General features: G+C 60.7%; 22 protein-coding genes. 16 read left to right on the forward strand and 6 right to left on the reverse strand.

The genetic code is table 11. The features are described 5' to 3' along the window. The first annotated feature begins 142 nt into the window (after positions 1-142). From AB8B29_RS00420 to AB8B29_RS00445, 6 genes are all read left to right on the forward strand, one after another. Positions 143-802: a class I SAM-dependent methyltransferase gene (locus AB8B29_RS00420; protein ID WP_092574515.1), complete on the forward strand. Its 660-nt coding sequence runs from the start codon at positions 143-145 to the stop codon at positions 800-802. Positions 803-813: 11 nt separating this feature from the next. After that, positions 814-1,461: a TetR family transcriptional regulator gene (locus tag AB8B29_RS00425; protein ID WP_092574396.1), complete on the forward strand. Its 648-nt coding sequence runs from the start codon at positions 814-816 to the stop codon at positions 1,459-1,461. Between the two features lie 245 nt (positions 1,462-1,706). Further along, entirely contained in the window at positions 1,707-2,588 is an 882-nt protein-coding gene (locus tag AB8B29_RS00430) for an aldo/keto reductase (protein WP_047641065.1), read from the forward strand. 596 nt (positions 2,589-3,184) lie between these two features. Beyond that, the gene (locus AB8B29_RS00435) at positions 3,185-4,477 is read left to right on the forward strand and encodes an alpha/beta hydrolase (RefSeq protein ID WP_425350002.1); all 1,293 of its coding nucleotides are present in this window, start codon (positions 3,185-3,187) and stop codon (positions 4,475-4,477) included. Between the two features lie 125 nt (positions 4,478-4,602). Further along, positions 4,603-5,850: an NAD(P)/FAD-dependent oxidoreductase gene (locus AB8B29_RS00440; protein WP_037203071.1), complete on the forward strand. Its 1,248-nt coding sequence runs from the start codon at positions 4,603-4,605 to the stop codon at positions 5,848-5,850. A gap of 33 nt (positions 5,851-5,883) precedes the next feature. Beyond that, positions 5,884-6,921 carry a 4-hydroxyproline epimerase gene (locus AB8B29_RS00445; RefSeq protein ID WP_037203072.1) on the forward strand — a complete coding sequence of 346 codons (1,038 nt, stop codon included), beginning with the start codon at positions 5,884-5,886 and terminating at the stop codon, positions 6,919-6,921. A gap of 205 nt (positions 6,922-7,126) precedes the next feature. Here the strand turns inward: AB8B29_RS00445 and AB8B29_RS00450 are convergent, their stop codons facing one another. Beyond that, on the reverse strand, positions 7,127-7,561 hold the full coding sequence (locus AB8B29_RS00450) for an RbsD/FucU family protein (protein ID WP_047556392.1): 435 nt from the start codon (positions 7,559-7,561) through the stop codon (positions 7,127-7,129). Beyond that, positions 7,545-8,792 (reverse strand): ROK family transcriptional regulator, encoded by a 1,248-nt coding sequence (locus AB8B29_RS00455; RefSeq protein WP_037203074.1) that lies wholly within the window; start codon positions 8,790-8,792, stop codon positions 7,545-7,547. The genes AB8B29_RS00450 and AB8B29_RS00455 overlap by 17 nt, the downstream gene beginning before the upstream one ends. A 252-nt stretch (positions 8,793-9,044) precedes the next feature. Between AB8B29_RS00455 and AB8B29_RS00460 the strand changes: the two genes are divergently transcribed. From AB8B29_RS00460 to AB8B29_RS00485, 6 genes are all read left to right on the forward strand, one after another. Continuing rightward, positions 9,045-10,070 carry a sugar ABC transporter substrate-binding protein gene (locus AB8B29_RS00460; RefSeq protein WP_037203075.1) on the forward strand — a complete coding sequence of 342 codons (1,026 nt, stop codon included), beginning with the start codon at positions 9,045-9,047 and terminating at the stop codon, positions 10,068-10,070. Between the two features lie 176 nt (positions 10,071-10,246). Then, a complete protein-coding gene (locus AB8B29_RS00465) occupies positions 10,247-11,311 on the forward strand; it encodes an ABC transporter permease (protein WP_037203076.1) in 1,065 nt (354 codons plus the stop codon). Further along, positions 11,287-12,096, forward strand: coding sequence for an ATP-binding cassette domain-containing protein (locus tag AB8B29_RS00470; RefSeq protein ID WP_173410348.1), 810 nt, complete (start codon positions 11,287-11,289; stop codon positions 12,094-12,096). The genes AB8B29_RS00465 and AB8B29_RS00470 overlap by 25 nt, the downstream gene beginning before the upstream one ends. Continuing rightward, positions 12,093-12,725 carry a nucleoside triphosphate hydrolase gene (locus AB8B29_RS00475; RefSeq protein WP_037203077.1) on the forward strand — a complete coding sequence of 211 codons (633 nt, stop codon included), beginning with the start codon at positions 12,093-12,095 and terminating at the stop codon, positions 12,723-12,725. Before AB8B29_RS00470 ends, AB8B29_RS00475 begins: the two co-directional genes overlap by 4 nt. 143 nt (positions 12,726-12,868) lie before the next feature. After that, a complete protein-coding gene (gene pyrC, locus AB8B29_RS00480) occupies positions 12,869-13,909 on the forward strand; it encodes a dihydroorotase (protein ID WP_037203331.1) in 1,041 nt (346 codons plus the stop codon). A gap of 202 nt (positions 13,910-14,111) precedes the next feature. After that, positions 14,112-15,263 carry a GGDEF domain-containing protein gene (locus AB8B29_RS00485; RefSeq protein WP_037203078.1) on the forward strand — a complete coding sequence of 384 codons (1,152 nt, stop codon included), beginning with the start codon at positions 14,112-14,114 and terminating at the stop codon, positions 15,261-15,263. 40 nt (positions 15,264-15,303) lie between these two features. Here the strand turns inward: AB8B29_RS00485 and AB8B29_RS00490 are convergent, their stop codons facing one another. Further along, on the reverse strand, positions 15,304-15,783 hold the full coding sequence (locus AB8B29_RS00490) for an anthrone oxygenase family protein (protein ID WP_037203080.1): 480 nt from the start codon (positions 15,781-15,783) through the stop codon (positions 15,304-15,306). Continuing rightward, a complete protein-coding gene (locus AB8B29_RS00495; protein ID WP_037203081.1) occupies positions 15,780-16,052 on the reverse strand; it encodes a hypothetical protein in 273 nt (90 codons plus the stop codon). The genes AB8B29_RS00490 and AB8B29_RS00495 overlap by 4 nt, the downstream gene beginning before the upstream one ends. Before the next feature lie 99 nt (positions 16,053-16,151). Here AB8B29_RS00495 and AB8B29_RS00500 point away from each other — a divergent pair, with 99 nt between their 5' ends. From AB8B29_RS00500 to AB8B29_RS00510, 3 genes are all read left to right on the forward strand, one after another. Continuing rightward, positions 16,152-16,802 (forward strand): TetR/AcrR family transcriptional regulator, encoded by a 651-nt coding sequence (locus AB8B29_RS00500; protein ID WP_037203082.1) that lies wholly within the window; start codon positions 16,152-16,154, stop codon positions 16,800-16,802. A gap of 134 nt (positions 16,803-16,936) precedes the next feature. Beyond that, entirely contained in the window at positions 16,937-17,635 is a 699-nt protein-coding gene (locus AB8B29_RS00505; protein WP_037203084.1) for an orotate phosphoribosyltransferase, read from the forward strand. A 77-nt stretch (positions 17,636-17,712) separates the two neighbouring features. Then, positions 17,713-18,639 carry a carbohydrate kinase family protein gene (locus AB8B29_RS00510; protein ID WP_037203086.1) on the forward strand — a complete coding sequence of 309 codons (927 nt, stop codon included), beginning with the start codon at positions 17,713-17,715 and terminating at the stop codon, positions 18,637-18,639. Positions 18,640-18,719: 80 nt separating this feature from the next. Here AB8B29_RS00510 and pgi read toward each other — a convergent pair whose 3' ends face one another. Then, complete coding sequence (gene pgi, locus AB8B29_RS00515) at positions 18,720-20,345, reverse strand: glucose-6-phosphate isomerase (protein WP_047641062.1); 1,626 nt, start codon at positions 20,343-20,345, stop codon at positions 18,720-18,722. Between the two features lie 174 nt (positions 20,346-20,519). Next, on the reverse strand, positions 20,520-22,217 hold the full coding sequence (locus AB8B29_RS00520) for a long-chain fatty acid--CoA ligase (RefSeq protein ID WP_037203088.1): 1,698 nt from the start codon (positions 22,215-22,217) through the stop codon (positions 20,520-20,522). Positions 22,218-22,564: 347 nt separating this feature from the next. On the opposite strand from AB8B29_RS00520, the gene AB8B29_RS00525 reads away from it, so the two are divergent. Further along, the gene (locus tag AB8B29_RS00525) at positions 22,565-22,957 is read left to right on the forward strand and encodes a PRC-barrel domain-containing protein (RefSeq protein WP_037203090.1); all 393 of its coding nucleotides are present in this window, start codon (positions 22,565-22,567) and stop codon (positions 22,955-22,957) included. Positions 22,958-22,963 lie beyond the last annotated feature (6 nt).

Below are 22,963 nucleotides of genomic sequence, written 5' to 3' on the forward strand. Positions count from 1 at the left end.
ATGCAGCAATAGAAATCCGGGATTGTGCTTGCATATCAACGGTTCTCGATGGCCAAATGATGTGGGGTGCCTTCGAAATGCCATGCTGCTCGGCCCTGATCGCGCCATATTTGCTATCGTAGCCGGAGATTGGATTCGCGGAATGACGACAAAGACCTCATGCTCTGATTTTGTGCGGTTTTTCCGCTCCTGGGTAAGCAATCCCATGCGTGTCGCGGCGGTGGCGCCCTCGGGTGAACGCCTGGCCAGGTTGATGACTCAGGAGATCGAGCCGCTCGACGGCCCGATCCTCGAACTCGGCCCCGGCACGGGTGTTTTCACCCGCGCGTTGCTGGCTCGCGGGATTCCGGAAAGCGCGCTGACGCTTGTCGAGTTCGGCGAGGAGTTTGCCGTTCGGCTGCGCGGCCGTTTTCCCGAGGCCCGTGTGGTGCAGATGGATGCTGCGCAGCTTGGCCAGTGCGGCCTCTTTGAGGATGTGCCTTTCGGCGCTGTGATCAGCGGCCTGCCGCTATTGTCCATGCCGCCCGCCAAGATCGTGGCCATTGTCGGCGGAGCCTTCGAGACAATGAAGCCGGGTGGAGCCTTCTATCAATTCACCTACGGTCCCCGTTGCCCCATTCCGAGGCCAATCCTCGAAAGCCTCGGCCTGAAGGGGACACGCATCGGCGGCACGGTGCGCAATATTCCGCCGGCCGGTGTCTACAGGATATCACGGCAGAATCCGCTGGAGATCTCGATCGGCGGCTCTTACGCGCCCGAAGCCAGCAAGGCCGATATGAGGCGGCCCGAAGCAAGTGCATGACGGGGGGTAAGATGGCGGATATGCCTGATGTCGTCGTGAAGGAGGGCCGGCGCGAGCGTAAGCGCCGCCAGACTCGCGAGCGCATCGAAGCCGCCGCCCTGAGGCTTTTCCTGGAGCGCGGCTTTGACGGCACCACGATCGAGGACATCACCGAGGCGGCCGATGTGTCCAAGCGCAGCTTCTTCGATTATTTCCCGAGCAAGGAAGATGTGGTCGCTGCCTGGCAGGATGGTTTCTCTGGCGAGTTGATCGAGGCGGTCGCCGCTCAGCCCAAGGATGCGGCCATCGTCGATGTCATCGAGGCGGCTGTCAATGCGGCGCTGCTCGACGCTATCTCGGATCCGCAGTATCTCGCCATCGCCGCCTTGATCCGCGATACCCCCACTCTTCGCGCCCGCGATCAATTGAAATATGCCAAGCTTGAGAGGAAGCTGGCGGATGCGCTGCATGCCCGTTGCCGTGGCGGCGATGAGGAGCGGTTCCGCCTCAGCCTGCTGTCGTCAGCCGTCGTCAGCATGCTGCGCATCGGCGGTGAACGCTGGGGCGCGGGGCTGCGGGATATGTCGCTTGAAGAATTCGCCCGCAGCATGTTCGACGAGCTTTGGACAGCTCTTGCCGATCTGGGTACGCAAGCGCGCCGACATGTGCCCGCGCAGTAATCCCGCTGCGCGCGAGCGGCCCGCCCGGCAGCTGCGCCGAAATGGTCGGCGTCGATGCCCGCATGGCGCAAGGATGAATTCGTTACGCGGGTGCGCATTGCATATGCCAACCTGCTGCCCCATCTTTTCCAGGTCGCGACCCTATTCCCCTCTCGCGAAAAGCTCGACCTGCCCGAGAAGCCTCGGCCCGCTCGGATGCCAAAAAAAGCCAGATACATTCCAGACCAGCAAAAAGGACTATAACCATGTCAGATTTCGACGCAGCCAAGTCCGGTCAATTCAAGATCGGCGGCGACCTCTCCGTCCATCGTCTCGGCTTCGGTGCCATGCGCATTACCGGGTCCGGTATCTGGGGCGAGCCGGAGAACCATGACGAAGCTATCCGCACCCTGAAGCGCCTGCCGGAACTCGGCATAAACTTCATCGACACGGCTGATTCCTATGGCCCGGACGTTTCCGAACGTCTCATCAAGGAGGCACTGCATCCCTACGGCAACGGCCTTGTCGTCGCCACCAAGGCCGGATTGACCCGAACCGGCCCCGACGTCTGGGTGCCCGTCGGCCGCCCGGAATATCTGATCCAGCAGGCGCATAAGAGCCTGCGCAATCTCGGTGTCGACCGGATCGATCTCTGGCAGCTTCACCGCATCGATCCCAAGGTGCCGGCGGCCGAACAGTTCGACGCCGTGAAATCTCTGCTCGACGCCGGGATCGTCCGCCATGCGGGCCTCAGCGAAGTCTCCGTCGCCGACATCGAAGCCGCATCGAAGCATTTCAAGGTGGTGACGGTGCAGAACCGCTACAATCTCGTCGATCGCACCAGCGAAGACGTGCTCGATTATTGCGAGAAGCACAATATCGGCTTCATCCCCTGGTTCCCGCTTGCCGCGGGCGATCTCGCCAAGGAAGGCTCGCTTCTCGACACTATCGCCAAGAAGCATGGCGCCGCGCCGAGCCAGATTGCGCTTGCCTGGGTTTTGAAGCGCAGCCCTGTGATGCTGCCGATCCCCGGCACGGGCAAGGTCAAGCACCTGGAAGAAAATACCGCCGCCGTCAACATTGTCCTCTCCGACGAGGAATTCACGGCTCTGGACGCCGAGGGCCGGAAAGCATTCAAGACGGCTTGAGACCCTCCCAGCTTCGGCGAACAAGGCCGAAGCCGCGAATCGAAAGCAGGTGAAGCGGCGGAGATATCTCCGCCGCTTCAGGACAGAGTTTCCTCGAATGGCATGTCGAAATGTATGATCACGATCATGTGAATCGCGGTCCTCGGCCGTTCGGCGGCTGTAAAATAGGCGGTAAATACCCTGATTATCAGTGCTATGCGGCATTTTCGGCATATGTGAACAAAAGCAATGCACTTGGTGCATTGCTGCATTGCGAAAGCCAATCTGTTCAGGTCCCCGCCGGCGTTTTATTTATTTCATCGAAGGCAGCGCACCTCCTCCTCCCAGCGCTCCTTCATTGATTGGCAACACTCCTCCTCCTCCCAGTTGCCAATCCGGATCAAGAGCCCGATGCATCCTCCTCCCGCGTCGGGCTCTTTTTTTCTTCTGTCATCAGTGACATGCCGGCCTCGATCATGGCGTTGCGCCTTTGCAATGCTGCGCGAATTAGCGTCGCATCATATGGCCAAGAACGGCCTGAGTCGCTTGCGCCGAAGGCATCGATGCGTAGAGTGGCGCGACATTCAGGCATAGGAAGAGGTTGCATGATGCAGCGCGTGGCAGGTTCGGGCCGATGGGGAAGCGTGCTTCTCCGGACTGTCGCCGTCGCCGTGACGCTGTCACTCGCGGCCTGTGGTCGTCCGATCGGGGTCATGCAACCGATCAGTGAAAGTGTTCCGGGGACATCGAGGGTCGACCTGCTGGTCGCCACCACGCGCTTGCCGGACAAGGATCCGGCAATCCTGTTTTCGGGCGAACGCGGTCCCGGGCTGAAGGTGGATGCGGTCAGCGTCTCGATCCCGCCGGAAGCCAATCGCAAGGTCGGCCAGGTGCAATGGCCGAGCCGCCTGCCAGGCAATCCCCTGAAGAATTTCGTGACGACCGCCGTCAAGCCGATACCGACCGAAGCGGACGGGCGAGCCTGGCTGCATGGGGAACTGCCGAAGGATAAGCGGGTGCTGATCTTCGTGCATGGTTTCAACAACCGCTATGAGGACGCGGTCTATCGTTTCGCCCAGATCGTCCACGATTCGCACGCCGAAGTCGCCCCGATCGTTTTCACCTGGCCGTCGCGAGCCAGCATTTTCGACTATGCCTATGACAAGGAAAGCACCAACTATTCCCGCGACTCTCTGGAGGAGCTGCTGCGCCGCGTCGCCGCGGATCCTTCCGTCGGCGACATCACGGTCATGGCGCATTCAATGGGCAGCTGGCTTGCGGTCGAATCCCTCAGGCAAATGGCGATCCGCAACGGTCGCGTCGCGCCGAAGATCAAGAATGTCATTCTCGCTTCGCCCGATCTCGACGTCGATGTCTTTGGCGGGCAGTTTGCAGCACTTGGCAAGGACAGGCCGCATTTCACGCTGTTCGTCTCGCGTGATGACCGGGCACTATCGCTGTCACGGCGCATTTCCGGCAGTATCGATCGCTTGGGCCAGATCGATCCCGCAGCCGAGCCCTATCGCAGCGAGCTGGAAAAGCAGGGGATCACCGTGCTCGATCTCACCAAGCTCAAGACCGGCGACAGCTTGAATCACGGCAAGTTCGCCGAGAGCCCCGAAGTGGTGAAGCTGATCGGCGCCCGGCTGATTGCTGGCCAGACGATCACTGATTCCGATGTTGGTATCGGCGATGCCGTCGGCGCGGTTGCCATGGGTGCCGCCCAGACCGTCGGCAGCGTGGCTGGCGCTGCCGTCAGCGCCCCGATCGCCATCTTCGACCCCCGAACGCGCGCGAACTATGGTGAGCAATTGCGCCGCGTCGGTGCCTCCGCCGGCAATACCATCGGTTCCGTCGGCGATAGCGTGCAAGCGACGGGCAGCAATGTCGGAGAGGCATTGGGGCAGTAAAGCCCCAGCCACACGCCAGAGACTTCGAGCGCCTTTCGAAACTCCATAGCCAGTCTGCTTGATCTGATATATCACAGAGTCGCGCCATATCGGACATGGCGGCACTTTGTGGGTAGGCTTTCGGCATGGGCGAAAACAAGCGTACGGTCATCATTGTCGGCGCCGGCGTCATCGGCGCGGCGATCGCGTTGGAATTGCAGCGGCGTGGCCGGCAGGTGACATTGGTGGACAAGGCGGGGCCGGGGGAGGGCACCTCCTTCGGCAATATGGCAAGCATCGCGCTCGATTTTGCCGCCGGTTCCGGCCCCTCCACCTGGTCGAAGATTCCGGGCTGGCTGCTGGATCCGGAAGGGCCTGTGTGGCTCAGGCCCTCCTACGCTCTGAGAATGCTGCCGTGGTTTCTGCGTTTCGTCGCCGCCGGTCGCCCGTCGCGGCTCCGCGAAATCGAGGATGCCGGCATGAGCCTCTCGCGTCATGCCCTTTCCGATTTCAGGGCGATGCTCGCCGCCGCTGGCGCGCCTGACCTGATGACAGAGGAGGGGTGCCTCTCGATTTACGAGACCGAAGCGGAATTTGCCGGCGACCGCGCGCACCTCGAGCTGATGCAGCGCTATGGCATGGAATACAAGGTTCTCGCCGGCGCGGAAATCCGCGATCACGAACCGGCTTTATCTCCCTCCATCGCCAAGGCCGTGCTGCTGCCGGATAACAAATCCATCCGCGATCCGTATAAGCTGGTACTCACGCTGATGGAGGCGGCAAAGGCTCTTGGTGCGACCTTCGTCTCCGGCGCGGTGCGAACCGTAGAGCGTCAGTCGGACGGCGACGTGGCTGTGCTGTTCGAGAATGGAACCCGGCTTCAAGCCAATGATGTCGTGCTGGCCGCCGGCGTGCGCACGCGCTTCATCGCCTCGGCCCTCGGCGAGCCGATCCCGCTGGAGACCGAAAGAGGCTATCACACACAGATCATGAAGCCCGGCATCGCCATGCGCTATTCCATCATCTGGCCGCGTCGCGCCTTCATGGTGACGCCCACGGCCGGCGGCATCCGCGTCGGCGGCAACGTCGAGCTGGCTGGCCTCGATGCGCCGCCGGATTATCGCCGTCCCCGCATTCTCGTTCGTCACGCCCAAAGAGCGTTGCCCGGATTGCAGGTGGAAGATGCCAAGGATTGGATGGGTCATCGCCCGGCATTGCCGGATACGATCCCGATCATCTCGCCTTCGTCGCGTGTCCCGGGTGTCTGGTACGCGACCGGCCACGGTCATCTCGGGCTGACCTTTTCGGCGACGACAGCGCGGCTGATGGCCGATATGATGACCGGCATCGCCCCTGCTGTCGATATGACGCCGTTCCGCATCAACCGCTACTAGGACAAGACCGATGTCCGGATTGGAGCAAACGATATGAGATGGAAACGCACGATCCAGTTGCTGGACGTTCATTGCGAGGGCGAGATCGGCCGGGTTGCCATCGGCGGCGTGCCGAAGATTCCCGGCAACAGCATTGCCGAGCAATTGCATTGGCTGAACTCCGATCCGAAGGGCGAGGAGTTGCGTCGCTTCCTGGTGCTGGAGCCGCGCGGCGCGCCGATCGGTTCCGTCAACCTGCTGCTGCCGGCCAAGCATCCCGATGCCGATGCCGCCTTCATCATCCTGCAGCCCGATCAGGCGCATGCAAGCTCCGGCTCCAATTCCATCTGCGTGACCACGGCACTGCTTGAATCCGGCATCGTCGAGATGAAGGAGCCGGAAACGGTGGTGACGCTCGAAACCGCCGCCGGTCTGGTCAGGGCAACCGCCACCTGCCGCGACGGCCGCTGCGAGAAGGTGCGGCTGACCATGGTGCCCTCCTTCGTGCATGAGCTGGATGTCGAGATCGACACGCCGCAATGGGGCAGGATCAAGCTCGACCTCTGCTACGGCGGTATTTTCTATGGGCTCGTCGATGTCGGCCAGATCGGCCTGACGATCGAGAAGGCCAATGCCGCATCGCTCGTTCAGGCGGGCATGATCCTCAAGGACTTGATCAACCGCACCATGTTGGTCGTCCATCCGGAAATCCCGGCGATCTCCGGCGTCGCCTATGTGATGTTCCGTGACATCGATGCCGATGGCGCCATCCGCACATGCACGACCATGTGGCCAGGCCGCGCTGATCGCTCGCCCTGTGGCACCGGCAATTCCGCTAATCTGGCGACGCTGCATGCGCGCGGCAAGGCCAAGGTCGGCGATGTCTTCAAGTCCCGCTCGATCATCGGTTCGGAGTTCGAGGTGGGCCTGCAGGCGGTGACCGAAGTTGCCGGCAAACCGGCCATCATCCCCACCATCACCGGCCGGGGCTTCACCTTCGGCTTGAGCCAGGTCGCGCTCGATCCCTTCGATCCGATGGCAGAGGGCTTTGCGATGACGGATGTCTGGGGGCCTTCGGCGGGCGATATTTAAGGGCGGACAAGGAATCGGTTCCGTTCGCATAGAGAGTTTTGCCCCTAACCCTCTCCCCGTCTCGACGAGGAGAGGGGACTACTTCTAAGTCTCGTCAGAGCAATTGGCCGGAAAGAAGGCTGTGGGTGCGCCCATCTCCTTCGCCCCGCGTGCGGGGAGAAGGTGGCCGATAGGCCAGATGAGGGGCTTTGGGCGAGGGGCCTCGCTATCCCTTCGGATAAATTACGCCCTTGCGCAGGATGATATTGCCATAGAGCCTGGGCTCACTGGTCTGTATCAGCGCGTGCGCCTGTTTGACGCGCTCGTAGAACTCCGCCGGCAGCAATGGCACGACCTTGATGTCGGGCACGTGCCGCGCGCAGCACTCGATCATTTCGGCATGGACGGGATCGACTGCGTCGCGATCCTGGCGGACGGTCGCCCGGAAGATCGCCTGCGGCACGAAATCGTCGATCGGCAGGACGCTGAGCACGGCGTCAAGCACGCGAATGACGCCGTGGCCGTCGAGGCGGATGAGGCGGCGCCCGTGTTCGAGGCCGGGATAATTGCCGTCCACGAGGGCTATCTCGTCGCCGTGGCCCATGGCGCGTAGGGTCGCCAAAAGCTCGGGGCTCAACAGCGGGTCAATGCCCTTCAGCATGCTCTATCTCCTTGAAGAGGACGTTCTGGTCGATGAGGTAGCGGGCGAAGATCGGCAGGCTGGCGCCGCCGATGGCACGTGCCTGCGGCCCGACCGCGCCTTCGATAATGTCGGGCATGACGACGCCCTGCAAGTCCAGCTCCGAAGCGGCCTTGATGGTTGCGCGCACCACGCGTTCCCGCACCCAATGTGGAAAGCCGCCGTCGATGACGGCGGCGCTGAAATCGATGACCGAGGCGCATGCGACGATCGCCTGCGCCAGCGCCTTGGCCGTGTCCTGAATCCAGATTTCCAAAGGCTCGCCGAAATCGACCCAGTCGTTGGCCGAGTACCAGAGCGGACGCGGGTCGAAGCCGTGATCCTTCAACAGGTTTTCGAGCACGAAGATCGAGGCGATTTCCAGAAGCTGGCGGTTCTCGCCGTTGCGGCCACGCACGGGCAGCGGGCCGAGCGCGCCGGCCGTGCCTGTTCGCCCGACGAAAATCGAGGAATTGAGGACGATGCCGCCGCCGAGGAAGGAGCCGATGAAGAAATAAACGAAATCCGGATAATGCGAGCCGACGCCGAAGACGAGCTCGGCGCCGCAAGCGCTGGTGGCGTCGTTCTGCAGGAAGACGGGGTAGGCAACGCGCGAGGCGATCTCTGTCTGCAGGTTGAAGCCGCGCCATACGTCCATCGCTCCGGCCGGCGCACCCACCTGTTCCGCCCAGTTCCACAATTCGAACGGCGCGGCGATGCCGATCCCGGCAATTTTCCGCCGCTCTTCGTTGCTGAGCCGCCCCTCGAGCTCCTGGATGCTGGCCGTGACGAAGGAGAGGATGTCCTGCGGCAACGGATAAGGGTAGATCTGATGAAGCTGCATCCTGATGCTACCGACGAAATCCATCAGCACCAGATCGGCACTGCGGCGGCCGATCTTGACGCCGAAGGAGAGCACCGCATCGGGATTGAGCCGCATGGGGATGGATGGCTGTCCGACGCGGCCGCGCACCGGCGCGTCTCGTGAGAGCAGCCCATCCTTCTCCAGTTCCCGCATGATGACGGAAACGGTCTGCGCCGAAAGGCCGCTGCGTCGGGCGATATCCGCTTTCGACAGCGCCCCATGGCGACGCACCAGCGACAGCACGAGCCGCTCGTTATGGGCGCGCACACCAATCTGGTTCGCGCCCCCGCTGGGGTCGAGAATCACAGGTGCTGTGGGTGTGTCCTCCGGGTCGTGCACGAGAGACATGGGGCTGCTCCTTCCACCATGGCCATGCCTTATTTTTCGGCAGAATGCCACATCCAATTAATAATTCAATCCGATTTATTTATTGACAGGGAGAAATCTTTAGGCTCAGATATGGGCCGTCGAGGATGTGCATATGACCTTGGAGGAGGTCCACCGGAAACAATCTGACAGGCATGGCGCATCTTTAAATCGGGTTCGGATTGAGCCTGTGACTGCCGGAGGGTCCGGCTTTTCAAACATCGGGAGGATTGAATGAAAAAATCTGTTATCTCCGCCGCGCTCGCCGCTCTGGCGATCGGCGTCGCCTTTGCAGTGCCGGCCAAGGCCGCTGGCGTATCCGCCTGCCTCATCACCAAGACCGACACCAATCCTTTCTTCGTCAAGATGAAGGAAGGCGCGACCGCCAAGGCGAAGGAACTCGGCGTGACGCTGAAGTCCTATGCCGGCAAGATCGATGGTGACAGCGAAAGCCAGGTCGCCGCGATCGAAAGCTGCATCGCCGATGGCGCGAAGGGCATTCTGATCGCCGCTTCCGATACCAAGGGTATCGTTTCCTCGGTCAAGAAGGCACGCGATGCGGGCCTGCTGGTCATTGCGCTAGACACGCCGCTGGAGCCGGCTGACGCCGCCGATGCGACCTTCGCCACCGACAATCTTCTTGCTGGCAAGCTCATCGGTCAGTGGGCGAAGGAAACGCTGGGCGACAAGGTGAAGGACGCCAAGGTCGGCTTCCTGGATCTGACGCCGTCGCAGCCTTCCGTCGACGTGCTGCGCGACCAGGGCTTCATGATCGGCTTCGGCATCGACCCGAAGGATCCGAACAAGATCGGCGACGAAACCGATCCACGTATCGTCGGCCATGACGTCACCAACGGCAATGAGGAAGGTGGCCGCAAGGCCATGGAAAACCTCCTGCAGAAGAATTCGAGCATCAACGTCATCCACACCATCAACGAACCGGCTGCCGTCGGCGCCTACCAGGCCCTGAAGGCCGTCGGCTTGGAAAAGCAGGTTCTGATCGTGTCCGTTGACGGCGGTTGCCCGGGCGTCAAGTCCGTCAAGGAAGGCGTGATCGGCGCGACGTCGCAGCAATATCCGCTGATGATGGCTGCCCTCGGCGTCGAGGCGATCAAGAAGTTCGCTGACACCGGCGCAAAGCCGAAGCCGACCGAAGGCAAGTCCTTCTTCGATACCGGCGTTTCGCTGGTAACGGACAGGCCGGTCCCTGGCCTGAAGTCGATCGACACCAAGGAAGGCACCGCCAAGTGCTGGGGCTAAGCCTCATCCTGAACTTGGCGTGATCTTATCCGAAAACGGCTTCACACTTTTCGCTGAAGCGGTCCTTGGATTTGCGATCACCTTCCTGACATCAACGCCGGCCGGGCTCTCGCTTCGGCCGGTTTCAACAGCCGGCGGTTTCCGCGTATAATTCGGCGCGGCAGCGGAGGAATACAATGACCGGAGCACAGGAATTCGAGCGTGTTCTCGACGGCAGCGACAAAAATGTTGCCTCGTTCGAGCACCAGGATGTCTCTCTTCTCAAACGCATGCAGCATTTCTTGCATTCGACACCGGCCGCCGTGCCGTTGATCGTATTGGTGATGGCAATCATCATCTTCGGCTTTGCCATCGGCGGGCGTTTCTTCTCCGCCTACACATTGACGCTGATCCTGCAGCAGATCGCCATTGTCGGCATTCTCGGCGCGGCGCAGACGCTGGTTATCCTGACTGCCGGCATCGATCTGTCGATCGGCGTCATCATGGTCATTTCCTCCGTCGTCATGGGCAACGTCGCCGTCACTTATGGCCTGCCGACGCCTGTCGCCATCTTGGCAGGCATGATCGTGGGCGGTCTCTGTGGATTGCTCAACGGTTTCCTTGTCGCCAACATGAAGCTGCCGCCGTTCATCGTGACGCTCGGTACGTGGAATATCGTCATGGCGACGAATTTCATCTATTCGGCCAATGAAACCATCCGCGATACCGATGTCGATGAACAGGCGCCGCTGCTGCATTTCTTTGCCATCAGCTTCCGGCTCGGTGGTGCGGTGCTGACCCTCGGTGTCATCGCCATGGTGCTCCTGGTGCTGGGCCTATGGTATATTCTCAATCACACCGCCTGGGGCCGGCATGTCTATGCTGTCGGCGATGATCCGGAAGCGGCGAAATTGTCGGGCATCCAGACCAAGAAGGTGCTGCTCGCTGTCTACGGCGTTTCGGGACTGATCGCGGCCTTTGCCGCCTGGGTTTCGATTGGCCGTAACGGCTCGGTCTCGCCTTCTTCGGCTGTGACGGATTTCAATCTTCAGGCAATTACCGCGACCGTGATCGGCGGCATCTCGCTCTTCGGCGGCCGTGGCTCGATCCTCGGCACGCTGTTCGGCGCGATGATCGTCGGCGTGGTCTCCATGGGCCTTAACATGCTCGGAGCCGATCCGCAGTGGAAGGTCCTCCTGACGGGCGTGCTGATCATCGGCGCCGTCGCGATCGATCAATGGATCAGAAAGGTATCGGCATGACCACGACTGGCGAACCCCTTCTCACCGCGCGTGGCCTCGTCAAGCGCTATGGACGCGTGACCGCGCTCGACAATGCCGATTTCGATCTCTATCCCGGCGAAATTCTTGCCGTCATCGGCGACAACGGCGCCGGAAAATCCTCGCTGATCAAGGCGATTTCCGGCGCGGTCACGCCCGATGAAGGTGAGATCAGGCTGGAAGGCAAGCCTGTCCATTTCAGGTCGCCGATGGAAGCGCGCGAGGCCGGCATCGAAACGGTCTATCAGAACCTGGCGCTGTCGCCGGCGCTCTCGATTGCGGACAACATGTTCCTCGGTCGCGAGATCCGCAAGCCCGGCATCCTCGGCTCCTGGTTCCGCATGCTCGACCGGCCGGCGATGGAAAAGCGCGCCCGCGACAAGCTCACCGAGCTTGGCCTGATGACGATCCAGAACATCAATCAGGCGGTGGAAACGCTCTCCGGCGGCCAGCGTCAGGGCGTGGCCGTGGCGCGTGCCGCCGCCTTCGGCTCGAAGGTCGTCATCATGGACGAACCGACGGCGGCACTCGGCGTCAAGGAAAGCCGCAAGGTGCTCGAACTCATCCTCGACGTGCGGGCTCGCGGCTTGCCGATCGTGCTGATCTCGCACAATATGCCTCACGTCTTTGAGGTGGCGGACCGCATCCATATCCATCGCCTCGGACGCCGTCTGACCGTCATCAACCCCAAGGACTATACCATGTCGGATGCGGTTGCCTTCATGACCGGGGCCAAGGCTCCGCCGGCGGAGACTGTCGCTGCATGAGTGTTGCGCTCGAAGACGTTGCCGGCGACATCATTGCGCGCGCCGGCGACGCAAAACGCATCCTGGTGGCGATTGCCGGCCCACCCGGCGCCGGCAAATCGACATTGGCGGATAACGTCGTCAAGGCGTTGAAGGCCAAAGGCGAAAGCGCCGAGGTTCTGCCGATGGACGGCTTCCACATGGACAACGCCGTCCTGATCGAAAAGGGGCTTTTGAAGCGGAAGGGCGTGCCAGAGAGCTTCGACGTGCGCGCCTTTCTCGATATCGTCAGGGCCGTGCGGGCTGCCGATCAGGAGGTGCTCGTGCCGGTCTTCGACCGCTCTCGCGAGATTGCCATCGCATCGGCCCGCGTCGTTTCGCCGGATCACCGGTTCATCGTGATCGAGGGAAACTATCTGCTGTTCAGTCAGGGAAAATGGGCGGAGCTTGAGGGCATGTTCGACTATTCGATCATGCTGGCGCCGCCGATGGAGGTTCTGGAGCAGCGGCTCTGGGAGCGTTGGAAGGGCTATGATCTCGACGACGAGGCCGCCCGCGCCAAGGTCTATGGCAACGATCTGCCGAATGGCCGGCTGATCCTGGAGAACCGCCGCCCGGCCGATGTCACCATCGACATCGTGCAAGACTGAACCTGGCCGTCATTTAACCGCCGTCGCGGATTGTTTTGCGGTGGCGGTTGGTGCTATCGAAGCGCGATAGCCCAAAGCATGATCCCGAAAAATGTGAAGCGTTTTCGGACGAGATCGTGCTTACATTTCCAGAGGTCGTGTCCATGCAAAAGCTCTCCATCCGCCGTCCCGATGACTGGCATCTGCATCTGCGAGATGGAGCAATGCTCGAAGGCGTGATCGGCGATACCTCCAGGCATTTTGCCCGCGCCATCATCATGCCCAATCTCGTGCCGCCGGTCGTGACCACGGCGGATGCGACCGCCTATCGTGAACGCATCCTCAAGGCTTTGCCGGCCGGCGACCGCTTCCAGCCGCTGATGACGCTCTATCTCACCGAACATACCAGCCCTGACGATGTCGAAGAGGGCAAGACGAGTGGCCTGATTACGGCCGTCAAGCTTTATCCAGCAGGTGCTACGACCAATTCCCATGGCGGCGTGCGCAATCTCGACAATGCAATGCCGGTATTGGAGCGCATGGCGAAGGTCGGCCTGCCGCTCTGCGTCCATGGCGAGGTGACGACGCCGGAGGTGGATATTTTCGACCGCGAGGCCGTGTTCATCGAGACCGTGCTCGATCCGTTGCGAAAGCGCCTGCCGGAGTTGAAGGTGACGATGGAGCATGTGACGACATCGGACGGCGTGAATTACATCAAATCGGCAAAGGCCAATCTCGCCGGCTCCATCACGACGCATCATCTGATCATCAACCGCAACGCCATCCTCGTCGGCGGCATTCGTCCGCATTACTATTGCCTGCCTGTCGCCAAGCGGGAAAGCCACCGCCTGGCGCTGCGCGCGGCCGCCACGAGCGGCGACATCAGGTTCTTCCTCGGCACGGATTCGGCGCCGCATGTCGATCCGCTGAAGGAATGCGCCTGCGGCTGCGCCGGCATCTATACTTCGATCAACACGATGAGTTGCCTCGCGCATGTCTTCGAGCAGGAGAATGCGCTGGACAGGCTGGAGGCCTTTGCCTCGCTGAACGGGCCGGCCTGGTATGGACTGCCTGTCAATGAAGACAGCATCACCTTGGTGCGCCGGCCCGATGCCGTGACATTCCCGTCGAAGATCGAGACCGGGGCCGGTCCGGTCACTGTTTTTGACCCGATGTTCCCGTTACATTGGGACGTTGAATCCTGATTTTAGGTTCGGTGAATATAAGCAATAATGAATTTAACGGGTGATATTGGCGTCAAAGTATTCGTGTCTTGCCACTAAATGAGACGTATATTTTATTGAAATGTATTTTCTTTATTATTTGCCGTAACCAATTCGATACCCCTTGAGGGCTAGCGTGTCATTGATCCCTCCACGGTAATGATGAGACCGTCGAAAGAGCACGATGCTGGTCGATTACAATTCCCTCCTTCTCGCCCTCGGCGTCTCCGCGACCTGCCTAGCGGTCACATTGGTGGGAAGCTGGTTTTCTCGCCGGCCTGATACTTTTCTGCTGACGTGCTCTGCCGGCCTGGTGCCTATCGTGGGTGGCATTTTCATATATGGCGCCTATGTCGACAGGCCGCGGCCGATTTTCGCCGTTCTGACTTTTGTGTTGCTTTTCATCGGTTTCGCGACGGTCTGGGTGGCCGGTCACCAGTTTCGCACCCGCCGCCTTTCGAAAATTCGCTTCTTGCTTGGTTGCCTCCCCGGTATCGCGGTGTCGGTGTCTGCCATGCTTGTCGGTTATGACGGTCTGGCTTTCATCGGTGAGAACGTCGTCATCAGCCTGCTCTTGCTGTTGACGGCGCGTGAATATTGGCTGAGCCGCCATGAGGCACCCACGCCGCTCTATGGCATTACCGCGCTTTACACATTGACCGCGATCTCCTTTGCACTTTGCGCGGCTATGTTGATCGCGGACGGTAAGCTCGTGCTTGGCCATGCGCCTGATAATTGGGCGGAGGATTTCAGCCTTGCCGTCTGCATTGCCGGAATGACCGGGATCGGCGCGCTGTCGCTTGCTCTGCATCAATGGCGTCAGGCCGCGCTGCACCGGCAGGAGGCGATCACCGATGCGCTGACCGGACTGCTGAACCGCCGCGCGCTTTTCGATCTCCATGGGGGCCGCTCCTTCGGTCCGTCGATGGCTGTCATCGTCTTCGACATCGATCGCTTCAAGACGATCAACGATCAGCATGGGCACGCGGCCGGCGATCTCGTGCTCAAATTTTTCGGTCAGGACCTATCCGCGGGCTTGCGCGCTTCGGACACGGTGGCTCGGCTCGGCGGCGAGGAGTTTGCGCTTGTGCTCGACAATACGCTGCCCGGCCGCGCCGAGCAGGTCGCCGAACGGGTGCGCGATGCTTTTGCGGCACGAACAATCAGCATTGACGACAAATACTTGACCTGCACGGTCAGCGCGGGTGTCGCGACCGGCACGGTCGAAGGGGTCGGTTTCGATGATGTCCTTCGCGCAGCCGACAAGGCGCTCTACGAGGCGAAGCGCAACGGCCGCAACCGTGTCGAGGTCGCGGCCTATCTGCACGCAGTTTAATCGATCATTTCGATAAAAAGCCCTGTCATACCGCGACTGATCAGAACAGGGCTCGCACGAAGGCGCAAGCTGCAAGTAGCGATGCCACCGCGCGCACATGGTTCCATCGCGTCCAATCGCTGAGATAGGTCGACCATAGTTGCGCGCCCTCCGCCGTATGGCCATCGACCTTGTCCAGTGCGTCGTTCAACGGCACGTTGAACAGTATGGTCGAAAGAAAGCTCGCGACGATATAGAGCACCGCGCCTGTCAGCATCAGCATGCTGATACCATCACGCCAATAGAGGATCGCCATGATAGCAACGAACACCGACAGCGCGGCCGTCAGCAGAAACAGCACGATGAAGGGCGAGCGCACGATCGTCGTGTTGATCGATTGCATGGCAGCGATCCCCTGGTCGGCGGGAAGGCGGGCAAAGGCCTGCATGATGAATGTCGAGAAGGCGAAGTAAACGCCGGCGAGGAGGCCGCTGCTGAGCGCCGCGATGATAAGGGCGATATTGGTGATCGGAAAGGTCATGACTGGATACTCCAGATGCCGGTTGCGGCGGTTTCGCGGGCATAAACGGAAAAATCCTTCGGCTGCCTCCCTAGGATCTGTCTAACGCCATCCGCAAAGTGCGAATTGCGCCCGTCCAGAACCTGCGTGAAGAGTTCATGAGGGAGATCGGTCGTTTCTCGTGGCAACCCAAAGGCGGTCATCTCAGCGGGAAGGGGCTCAAGGCAGTCGGCGACGCGGCCGCCGGTTTTTCCCAATCCGCCGATGATGGCGACAGTTGAGATCTGCATATCGAACTCCTCCAGTTCAAAATGTGATAAACTCTCTCATTTGTGAAATGTGATAAACTCTCTTATATTGTCTGTCAACAGTGACGAACGAGGAATGAGATGGTGCAGGAACCGGTTGCGAGACGCAGGCGCAGCAAGGATGAGGCAGGAACGCCGCGTCGCATCCCCAGCCAGCAGCGTGGCCGCGAACGCGTCGAGCGCATATTGGCCGTGGCGACGGAGCTGATCGCTAGGAATGGCAGCGATGCGCTGCGCATGGGAGAAATCGTCGAGAAGGCGGATGTGTCCTTCGGCTCGCTCTATCAATATTTTCCTGATAAAACAGCGATCATCCGCGTCCTGGCCGAACGCTTCAACGAGCAGGGGCGCCAATGCGTCGAGGACGAGCTGGCGGCGATAAAAAGCGCCGGCGATCTCCAGGCCGGGCTTGGCCGCATTATCGACGGCTACTACGCCATGTTTCTCGGCGAGCCCGTGATGCGAGATATCTGGCACGCCACCCAGGCGGACAAGCTGCTGCAGCAGGTCGATGCCGAGGACATGGAGTGGCATTCGCAGGCCTTTTTTGCCGTCCTTCAACGTCTCTGGCCGGAGCGCGATCATATGGAACTCGCACGGATCGCTCGATTGACCATGCAGCTGGTCGCAGCCGCGGTTCGCTATGCGATCTCGATCGAGAGGGAAGAGGGCGACAGGGCGATTGCGCTGTTCAAGGCGATGCTGCCTGCCGATCTCGGCGCAGTCCGCTAGACGCTCCAAACTGCCGCATGTTGGCAATCCGGCCATGCCGATGGCGGATGCACGCAAAACCGTCTATTCGTCTGGAAACCGCTGGCGCTAGCTGCTATTGCCGCTGAAACATTCCAGCTGCGAAGGAGGCCCGCATGACCCAGATGACTTTTTCCGATCGCGCCGTCATGGCTGAGTTGGTGGCCAGGATGCTTTGGGAGATCAAGGCGGTGCATTTCAGCGCCGACAAGCCCTACAGGCTGGCTTCCGGCATGGCGAGCCCGGTCTATATCGATTGCCGCAAGCTGATCTCCTATCCGCGCATCCGCTCGACGGTCATGGATTTCGCCGCCAGCCTCATCGTCCGCAATGCCGGCTTCGAGCAGTTCGATTGCGTCGCCGGCGGCGAGACCGCTGGCATTCCCTTCGCTGCCTTCCTGGCCGAGCGGCTGAACCTGCCGATGATCTATGTCCGCAAGCAGCCGAAGGGCCATGGCCGTAATTCGCAGATCGAAGGCCATATGCCCGACGGCGCCCGCGTGCTCGTCATCGAGGACCTGACGACGGCCGGCGGCAGCATGTTCACCTTCATCGATGCCATCCGCGCCGCCGGCGGCATCGTCGAGCACGGCATGGCGCTGTTCTATTATGATATCTTCCCCGAAGCCGAGGAGCGGTTTGCCAACGGCAAGGTCCGCCTGCATCATATCGCCACCTGGCGGGATGTGCTTGCTGTCGCCAGGGAACAGAACCTGTTCGACGACAAGACGCTCGAGGAAGTCGAAGCCTTTCTCAACGCGCCGCTTGCCTGGTCGGGACGGAATGGCGGCGTTTCGGAGCTTCCCAAAAAGTGATGCTTTGCTTTTGCCATGAATTTATCTAATCGATTTATGAGACTGGACATGACAGACGCGCTCTTTGGGAGGTCGGAATGATATTGTGCTGTGGCGAAGCTTTGATCGATATGCTGCCGCGGGAGACGACGCAGGGCGAAAAGGGCTTTGCCCCCTATGCCGGCGGCGCGATCTTCAACACCGCGATTGCGCTCGGCCGCCTCGGCGTTCCCACGGGTTTCTTCACCGGCATCGCCGACGACATGATGGGCGATATCCTGCGCGAGACACTTGCGGCCGCCAAGGTGGATTACAGCTATTGTGCCATCGCTCCCCGTCCGAGCACGATCGCTTTCGTCAAGCTCGTCAACGGCCAGGCTACCTATGCCTTCTACGATGAGGGCTCTGCCGGTCGCATGATCACCGAAGCCGACCTGCCGACCCTCGGCGATGATTGCGAAGCCCTGCATTTCGGTGCAATCAGCCTGATCCCCAACCCGTGCGGCGAGACCTACGAGGCGCTGATGAAGCGCGAATATCAAAGCCGGGTCATCTCGCTCGATCCGAACATCCGCCCGGGGTTCATCAAGGACAAGCAGGCGCATATGGGCCGCATCAGCCGCATGGCCGCCATGTCCGATATCCTGAAATTCTCTGACGAGGACCTGGAATGGTTCGGCATTGCTGGCAATCACGATGAGCTGGCTGCGCATTGGCTGAACCAGGGCGCCAAGCTGGTCGTCGTCACCAAGGGTGCCGAGGGCGCGACGGGCTACACGAAGTCGCTGAAGGTTTCCGTGCCGAGCGAGCGCGTCACCGTCGTTGATACGGTCGGGGCAGGCGACACCTTCGACGCAGGCATCCTGGCGTCGCTGAAGATGAATGGCCTGCTGACCAAGGCGCAGGTTGCCGCGCTCGATGAGAAGGCATTGCAGCATGCCCTGGCTTTGGGCGCCAAGGCTGCGGCAGTTACCGTATCGCGCGCCGGCGCAAACCCGCCTTGGGCGCATGAGATCGGGCTCTGAGCTCGCTCGAATTTCAAGGCTTCCAATAAAAGAGCCCGCCTGATGTTTCAGGCGGGCTCTTTCGTTTACGATGGAGAATATTACTTCGCGCGGCTCGCCAGCGCGGCCACCAGCCCCTGTGTCGAGGAATCGTGGCCGGCAGCGCTTTCCTTGCCTTCGATGACAGGCAGCAGACCGGTTGCCAGTTCCTTGCCGAGCTCGACGCCCCACTGGTCGAAGGAGTTGATGCGGAACAGCACGCCTTCGACGAAGACGCGGTGTTCGTAGAGCGCGATCAGGCGGCCAAGAGCGAATGGCGTCAGCTTGTCGTAGACGAAGGTGATCGACGGGCGGTTGCCGGTGAAGACGCGGTGCGGCGCGATGAAATCGGCCTTCTTGTCGTCCATGCCCTTGGAGGTGAGCTGCGCCTTGGCCTCCTCGAAGGTGCGGCCCTTCATCAATGCTTCCGACTGCGCCAGGCAATTGGCCATCAGCAGCTGATGCTGGTGGCGCAGCTCCGACTCGAAACCGTTGGCGGCGATCATGAATTCGGCCGGGATGACGCTCGTGCCCTGGTGGATCAGCTGGTAGAAGGCGTGCTGGCCGTTGGTGCCGGGCTCGCCCCAGACGACCGGGCCGGAATTGCCTTCGACCGGCGTGCCGTCGATGGTGACGCCCTTGCCGTTCGATTCCATGTCGAGCTGCTGGAGGTAGGCCGGGAAGCGCGACAGGCGCTGGTCATAGGGCAGGATGGCGCGCGTCGGATAGCCGAGCACGTTGCGATGGTAGAAGCCGATGAGGCCGAGCAGCATCGGCAGGTTTTCCTTGAACGGCGCCTTGCGGAAATGGTTGTCCATCGCATGCGCGCCGTCGAGGAACTTGCCGAAGTTTTCGGGGCCGACGGCGATCATCAGCGGCAGGCCGATGGCCGACCAGATCGAGTAGCGGCCGCCGACCCAATCCCAGAAGCCGAAGACGCGCTGGCTGTCGATGCCGAAGGCGGCGACCTTGTCGAGCGCCGTCGAAACGGCGGCGAAGTGGTGCTGCACGGCGGCTTCGCCGAGCGCATCGGCGATGAACTTGCGCGCCGTCTGGGCATTCGTCATCGTTTCGATCGTGGTGAAGGTCTTCGAGGCGACGATGAACAGCGTCGTTTCCGGCTTAACGAGCTTCAGAATGTCGGCGATGTGCGCGCTGTCGATGTTCGAGACGAAGTGCGAGCGCGGACCGTCATGGAAAGGCGCCAGCGCCAGCGTCGCCATGACCGGGCCGAGATCGGAGCCGCCGATGCCGATATTGATGACGTCGGTGATCGCCTTGCCGGTCGAGCCCTTCAGCGCGCCGGAGCGGATGCCGTCGGCAAACTTGCCCATGGCCGCCAGCACCGCGTTGACATCAGGCATGACATCCTTGCCGTCGACCAGCACGGGCGTGTTGGAGCGGTTGCGAAGCGCTGTGTGCAGCACGGCGCGGTTTTCGGTGAAGTTGATGGCGACGCCCGAGAACATCTCTTCGCGCTTGGCCGCAATGCCGCCTTCAGCCGCGAGCTTTTCGAGAAGGACGAGGATATCGTCGTTCACCGCGGTCTTGGAATAGTCCATCAGCAGATCGTCGAACGAAGCGTTGAAGCGGGAGTAGCGTTTGGGATCGGCGGCAAAGGCGGCGCGGATATCCGTGGCCTTCGTTGCCGATGCGGTGCTCTTCAATTGATCGACGAGGGCGTTCATGGGAGGCTCCTTGCGGTTCGCGCCGCTTGCCGTCAGACGGGGCCGGGCGCTTTGAGTTTGGTCGCGGAAACTATTCCCTATGTAGGGCGTAAATCAAGTTCACGTATCGTCCAAAACGAAAAAAGGCCGCTCGCGGATTAGGACGAGCAGCCTCCTGAATGGCATGGAATTATGTCAGCCGCGCAACTCCTTGCGCAGGATCTTGCCGACATTCGATTTGGGCAGCTCCGCACGGAATTCGATGAAGCGCGGGCGCTTGTAGTTGGTGAGGTTGGCGGCGCAATGCGCCTTGATATCGGCCTCGGTCAGTGCCGGATCCTTCTTGACGATGAAGAGCTTCACCGCTTCGCCGGAATGCGGGTCCGGAACGCCGATCGCTGCCGCCTCGAGAACGCCCGGATGCATGGCGGCGACCTCCTCGATCTCGTTCGGATAGACGTTGAAGCCCGAGACCAGGATCATGTCCTTCTTGCGGTCCACGATCTTCGTATAGCCGCGCTCGTCCATGAAGCCCATGTCGCCGCTGCGGAAGAAACCGTCCGATGTCATCACCCGCGCAGTTTCGGCCGGCTGCTTCCAATAGCCGGCCATGACCTGCGGTCCACGGATGCAGATTTCACCGACCTCGCCGAGCGGCAGCGAATTGCCGTTCTCGTCGCGAATATCGAAATCGGTGCCTGATATAGGCAGGCCGATCGTTCCGGAGAATTCGGAGCTGTCGAAGCGGTTGGCGCTCGCGACCGGCGACGTCTCGGAAAGACCGTAACCTTCGGTGATCCAGGCGCCCGTCATCTTCTGCCAACGTTCGGCCACAGGCCGCTGCACCGCCATGCCACCAGCCAGCGTCGCAGTGTGCGACAGGTCGAGCTTGATGAACTCGGGATTGTTCATCAGGGCGTTGAACAACGTGTTCAGGCCGGGGAACATGTCGAACTTGTATTTGCCAAGCTCCTTGATGAAGCCCGGTATATCGCGCGGATTGGCAATCAGCACGTTATGGCCGCCGATCGACATGCCCATCAGCGAGTTCACCGTCAATGCGAAGATGTGATAGAGCGGCAGCGCGCAGACGAAGGTCAGCTGCTCGGGCCGCGGCTTGTTGATATAGGCGGACTGCAGCCAGAGCAGCAATTGCAGCTGGTTGGCGAGCAGATTGGTATGCGTCAGTATCGCACCCTTGGCAACGCCGGTCGTGCCGCCGGTATATTGCAGAAACGCGATGTCGCTGCCGGAGAGTTCGGAAGGCTTCAGCGGCAGGCGCGCCCCTTCGGCGATCACGGCCTTGAAATTGCGATGGCCGGGGATGGACCAGGCCGGTACCAGCTTCTTCACCTTGCGGACGATGAAATTGACGATATGGCCCTTCACGCCTAGCATGTCGCCGAGGGCGGTGACGACGACATGGCGCACATCCGTATGCGCCAGGACCTGCTCCACCGTATGGGCGAAATTCTCGAGGACGAAGATCGCCTTCGCGCCGCAATCGCGCAGCTGGTGCTCGAGTTCACGCGGCATATAGAGCGGATTGACGTTGACGACGACGAGGCCGGCGCGAAGTATGCCGTAGGTGGTGACCGGATTTTGCAGCACGTTCGGCATCATGACGGCGACACGATCGCCCTTCTGAAGGCCGAGGCTTTGCAGCCAGGCGGCGATCTTGCGCGTTTGCGTATCGAGGTCGCGATAGGTGATCGATTTGCCCATGCTGGTGAAGGCGAGCCGGTCGGCGTAGCGCGCGCAGCTTTCCTCCAGCAGTGCGACGAGTGATGTATGCTCCAGCGGCGGCAGTTCGGCCGGTACTATGTCCGGATAGGAAGCAAGCCATATTTTTTTGACTTGCGGTCTATCCGAAGGAGCGGAGACTGAATTCATGCGCACTTCCTCCTCTACGCATCATCACCACGCCCCGCCGCTTGGGCGGCGGTTATGTAAAGTGTCACCGCGCGACGGAAAAGTCTCCCGCTTTTCATATCGTCGCAGCTTTCGCTCGCAACTAAATCATCCGAGCGCGATGAAAGCTATAATAACCTTGACGTAAACGTCAATAATCGTCGTGCGCTCACGTTTTTTTACAGTTTTGAAAAAAATGCTGGAACTTTTGCGGTAACGGAGCGTTAATGGGCCGTGGGCGCATACCCATAGGAGCCTCGTCTTGCCCTTATTGAGCAGATGGGGCGCTCCAAAGTTTATGTGACGCGTATCCAAAAGGAGGTGCGCATATGCATAAAGAGAGTGCCGAAATCTCTGGCCGTGACCTCTACGTCAAGGACATGTCGATGCTGGTCGCTTGCGACCGCGTCGAAGGATCGAAGGTATTCGGTTCGGATGGTAGGCAGATTGGTCATATTGAGCGGCTGATGCTTGAAAAAAGTGATGGACGCATCGCTTTCGTCATTCTGAGCTTCGGCGGCTTTTTCGGCATCGGTCAGGATCACTACCGATTGCCTTGGGAAAAGCTGCGCTATGATGCTCGTATCGACGGTTATCGTGTCAGCATGACCAAGAATGACATTGAAAAAGCGCGCCGCTTCGCCAGCAAAGACGAACACGACCATAAGGATCATGGCCACAAGAGCCACGATTATTTTGGCGTGCCGCCTTATTGGATGTAAGCGCGC

Source organism: Rhizobium sp. 11_C7_N12_5, assembly GCF_051811145.1.
In the GTDB taxonomy this organism is placed as follows: Bacteria; Pseudomonadota; Alphaproteobacteria; order Rhizobiales; family Rhizobiaceae; genus Rhizobium; species Rhizobium lusitanum.

What these genes read in the sequence shown, in the direction of transcription:
- AB8B29_RS00420 (WP_092574515.1), top strand. Translation starts at nt 143, where the DNA reads ATGACGACAAAGACCTCATGCTCTGATTTTGTGCGGTTTTTCCGCTCC.
- AB8B29_RS00425 (WP_092574396.1), top strand. Translation starts at nt 814, where the DNA reads ATGGCGGATATGCCTGATGTCGTCGTGAAGGAGGGCCGGCGCGAGCGT.
- AB8B29_RS00430 (WP_047641065.1), top strand. Translation starts at nt 1,707, where the DNA reads ATGTCAGATTTCGACGCAGCCAAGTCCGGTCAATTCAAGATCGGCGGC.
- AB8B29_RS00440 (WP_037203071.1), top strand. Translation starts at nt 4,603, where the DNA reads ATGGGCGAAAACAAGCGTACGGTCATCATTGTCGGCGCCGGCGTCATC.
- AB8B29_RS00445 (WP_037203072.1), top strand. Translation starts at nt 5,884, where the DNA reads ATGAGATGGAAACGCACGATCCAGTTGCTGGACGTTCATTGCGAGGGC.
- AB8B29_RS00450 (WP_047556392.1), bottom strand. Translation starts at nt 7,561, where the DNA reads ATGCTGAAGGGCATTGACCCGCTGTTGAGCCCCGAGCTTTTGGCGACC.
- AB8B29_RS00455 (WP_037203074.1), bottom strand. Translation starts at nt 8,792, where the DNA reads ATGTCTCTCGTGCACGACCCGGAGGACACACCCACAGCACCTGTGATT.
- AB8B29_RS00460 (WP_037203075.1), top strand. Translation starts at nt 9,045, where the DNA reads ATGAAAAAATCTGTTATCTCCGCCGCGCTCGCCGCTCTGGCGATCGGC.
- AB8B29_RS00465 (WP_037203076.1), top strand. Translation starts at nt 10,247, where the DNA reads ATGACCGGAGCACAGGAATTCGAGCGTGTTCTCGACGGCAGCGACAAA.
- AB8B29_RS00470 (WP_173410348.1), top strand. Translation starts at nt 11,287, where the DNA reads ATGGATCAGAAAGGTATCGGCATGACCACGACTGGCGAACCCCTTCTC.
- AB8B29_RS00475 (WP_037203077.1), top strand. Translation starts at nt 12,093, where the DNA reads ATGAGTGTTGCGCTCGAAGACGTTGCCGGCGACATCATTGCGCGCGCC.
- pyrC (WP_037203331.1), top strand. Translation starts at nt 12,869, where the DNA reads ATGCAAAAGCTCTCCATCCGCCGTCCCGATGACTGGCATCTGCATCTG.
- AB8B29_RS00485 (WP_037203078.1), top strand. Translation starts at nt 14,112, where the DNA reads ATGCTGGTCGATTACAATTCCCTCCTTCTCGCCCTCGGCGTCTCCGCG.
- AB8B29_RS00490 (WP_037203080.1), bottom strand. Translation starts at nt 15,783, where the DNA reads ATGACCTTTCCGATCACCAATATCGCCCTTATCATCGCGGCGCTCAGC.
- AB8B29_RS00495 (WP_037203081.1), bottom strand. Translation starts at nt 16,052, where the DNA reads ATGCAGATCTCAACTGTCGCCATCATCGGCGGATTGGGAAAAACCGGC.
- AB8B29_RS00500 (WP_037203082.1), top strand. Translation starts at nt 16,152, where the DNA reads ATGGTGCAGGAACCGGTTGCGAGACGCAGGCGCAGCAAGGATGAGGCA.
- AB8B29_RS00505 (WP_037203084.1), top strand. Translation starts at nt 16,937, where the DNA reads ATGACCCAGATGACTTTTTCCGATCGCGCCGTCATGGCTGAGTTGGTG.
- AB8B29_RS00510 (WP_037203086.1), top strand. Translation starts at nt 17,713, where the DNA reads ATGATATTGTGCTGTGGCGAAGCTTTGATCGATATGCTGCCGCGGGAG.
- pgi (WP_047641062.1), bottom strand. Translation starts at nt 20,345, where the DNA reads ATGAACGCCCTCGTCGATCAATTGAAGAGCACCGCATCGGCAACGAAG.
- AB8B29_RS00520 (WP_037203088.1), bottom strand. Translation starts at nt 22,217, where the DNA reads ATGAATTCAGTCTCCGCTCCTTCGGATAGACCGCAAGTCAAAAAAATA.
- AB8B29_RS00525 (WP_037203090.1), top strand. Translation starts at nt 22,565, where the DNA reads ATGCATAAAGAGAGTGCCGAAATCTCTGGCCGTGACCTCTACGTCAAG.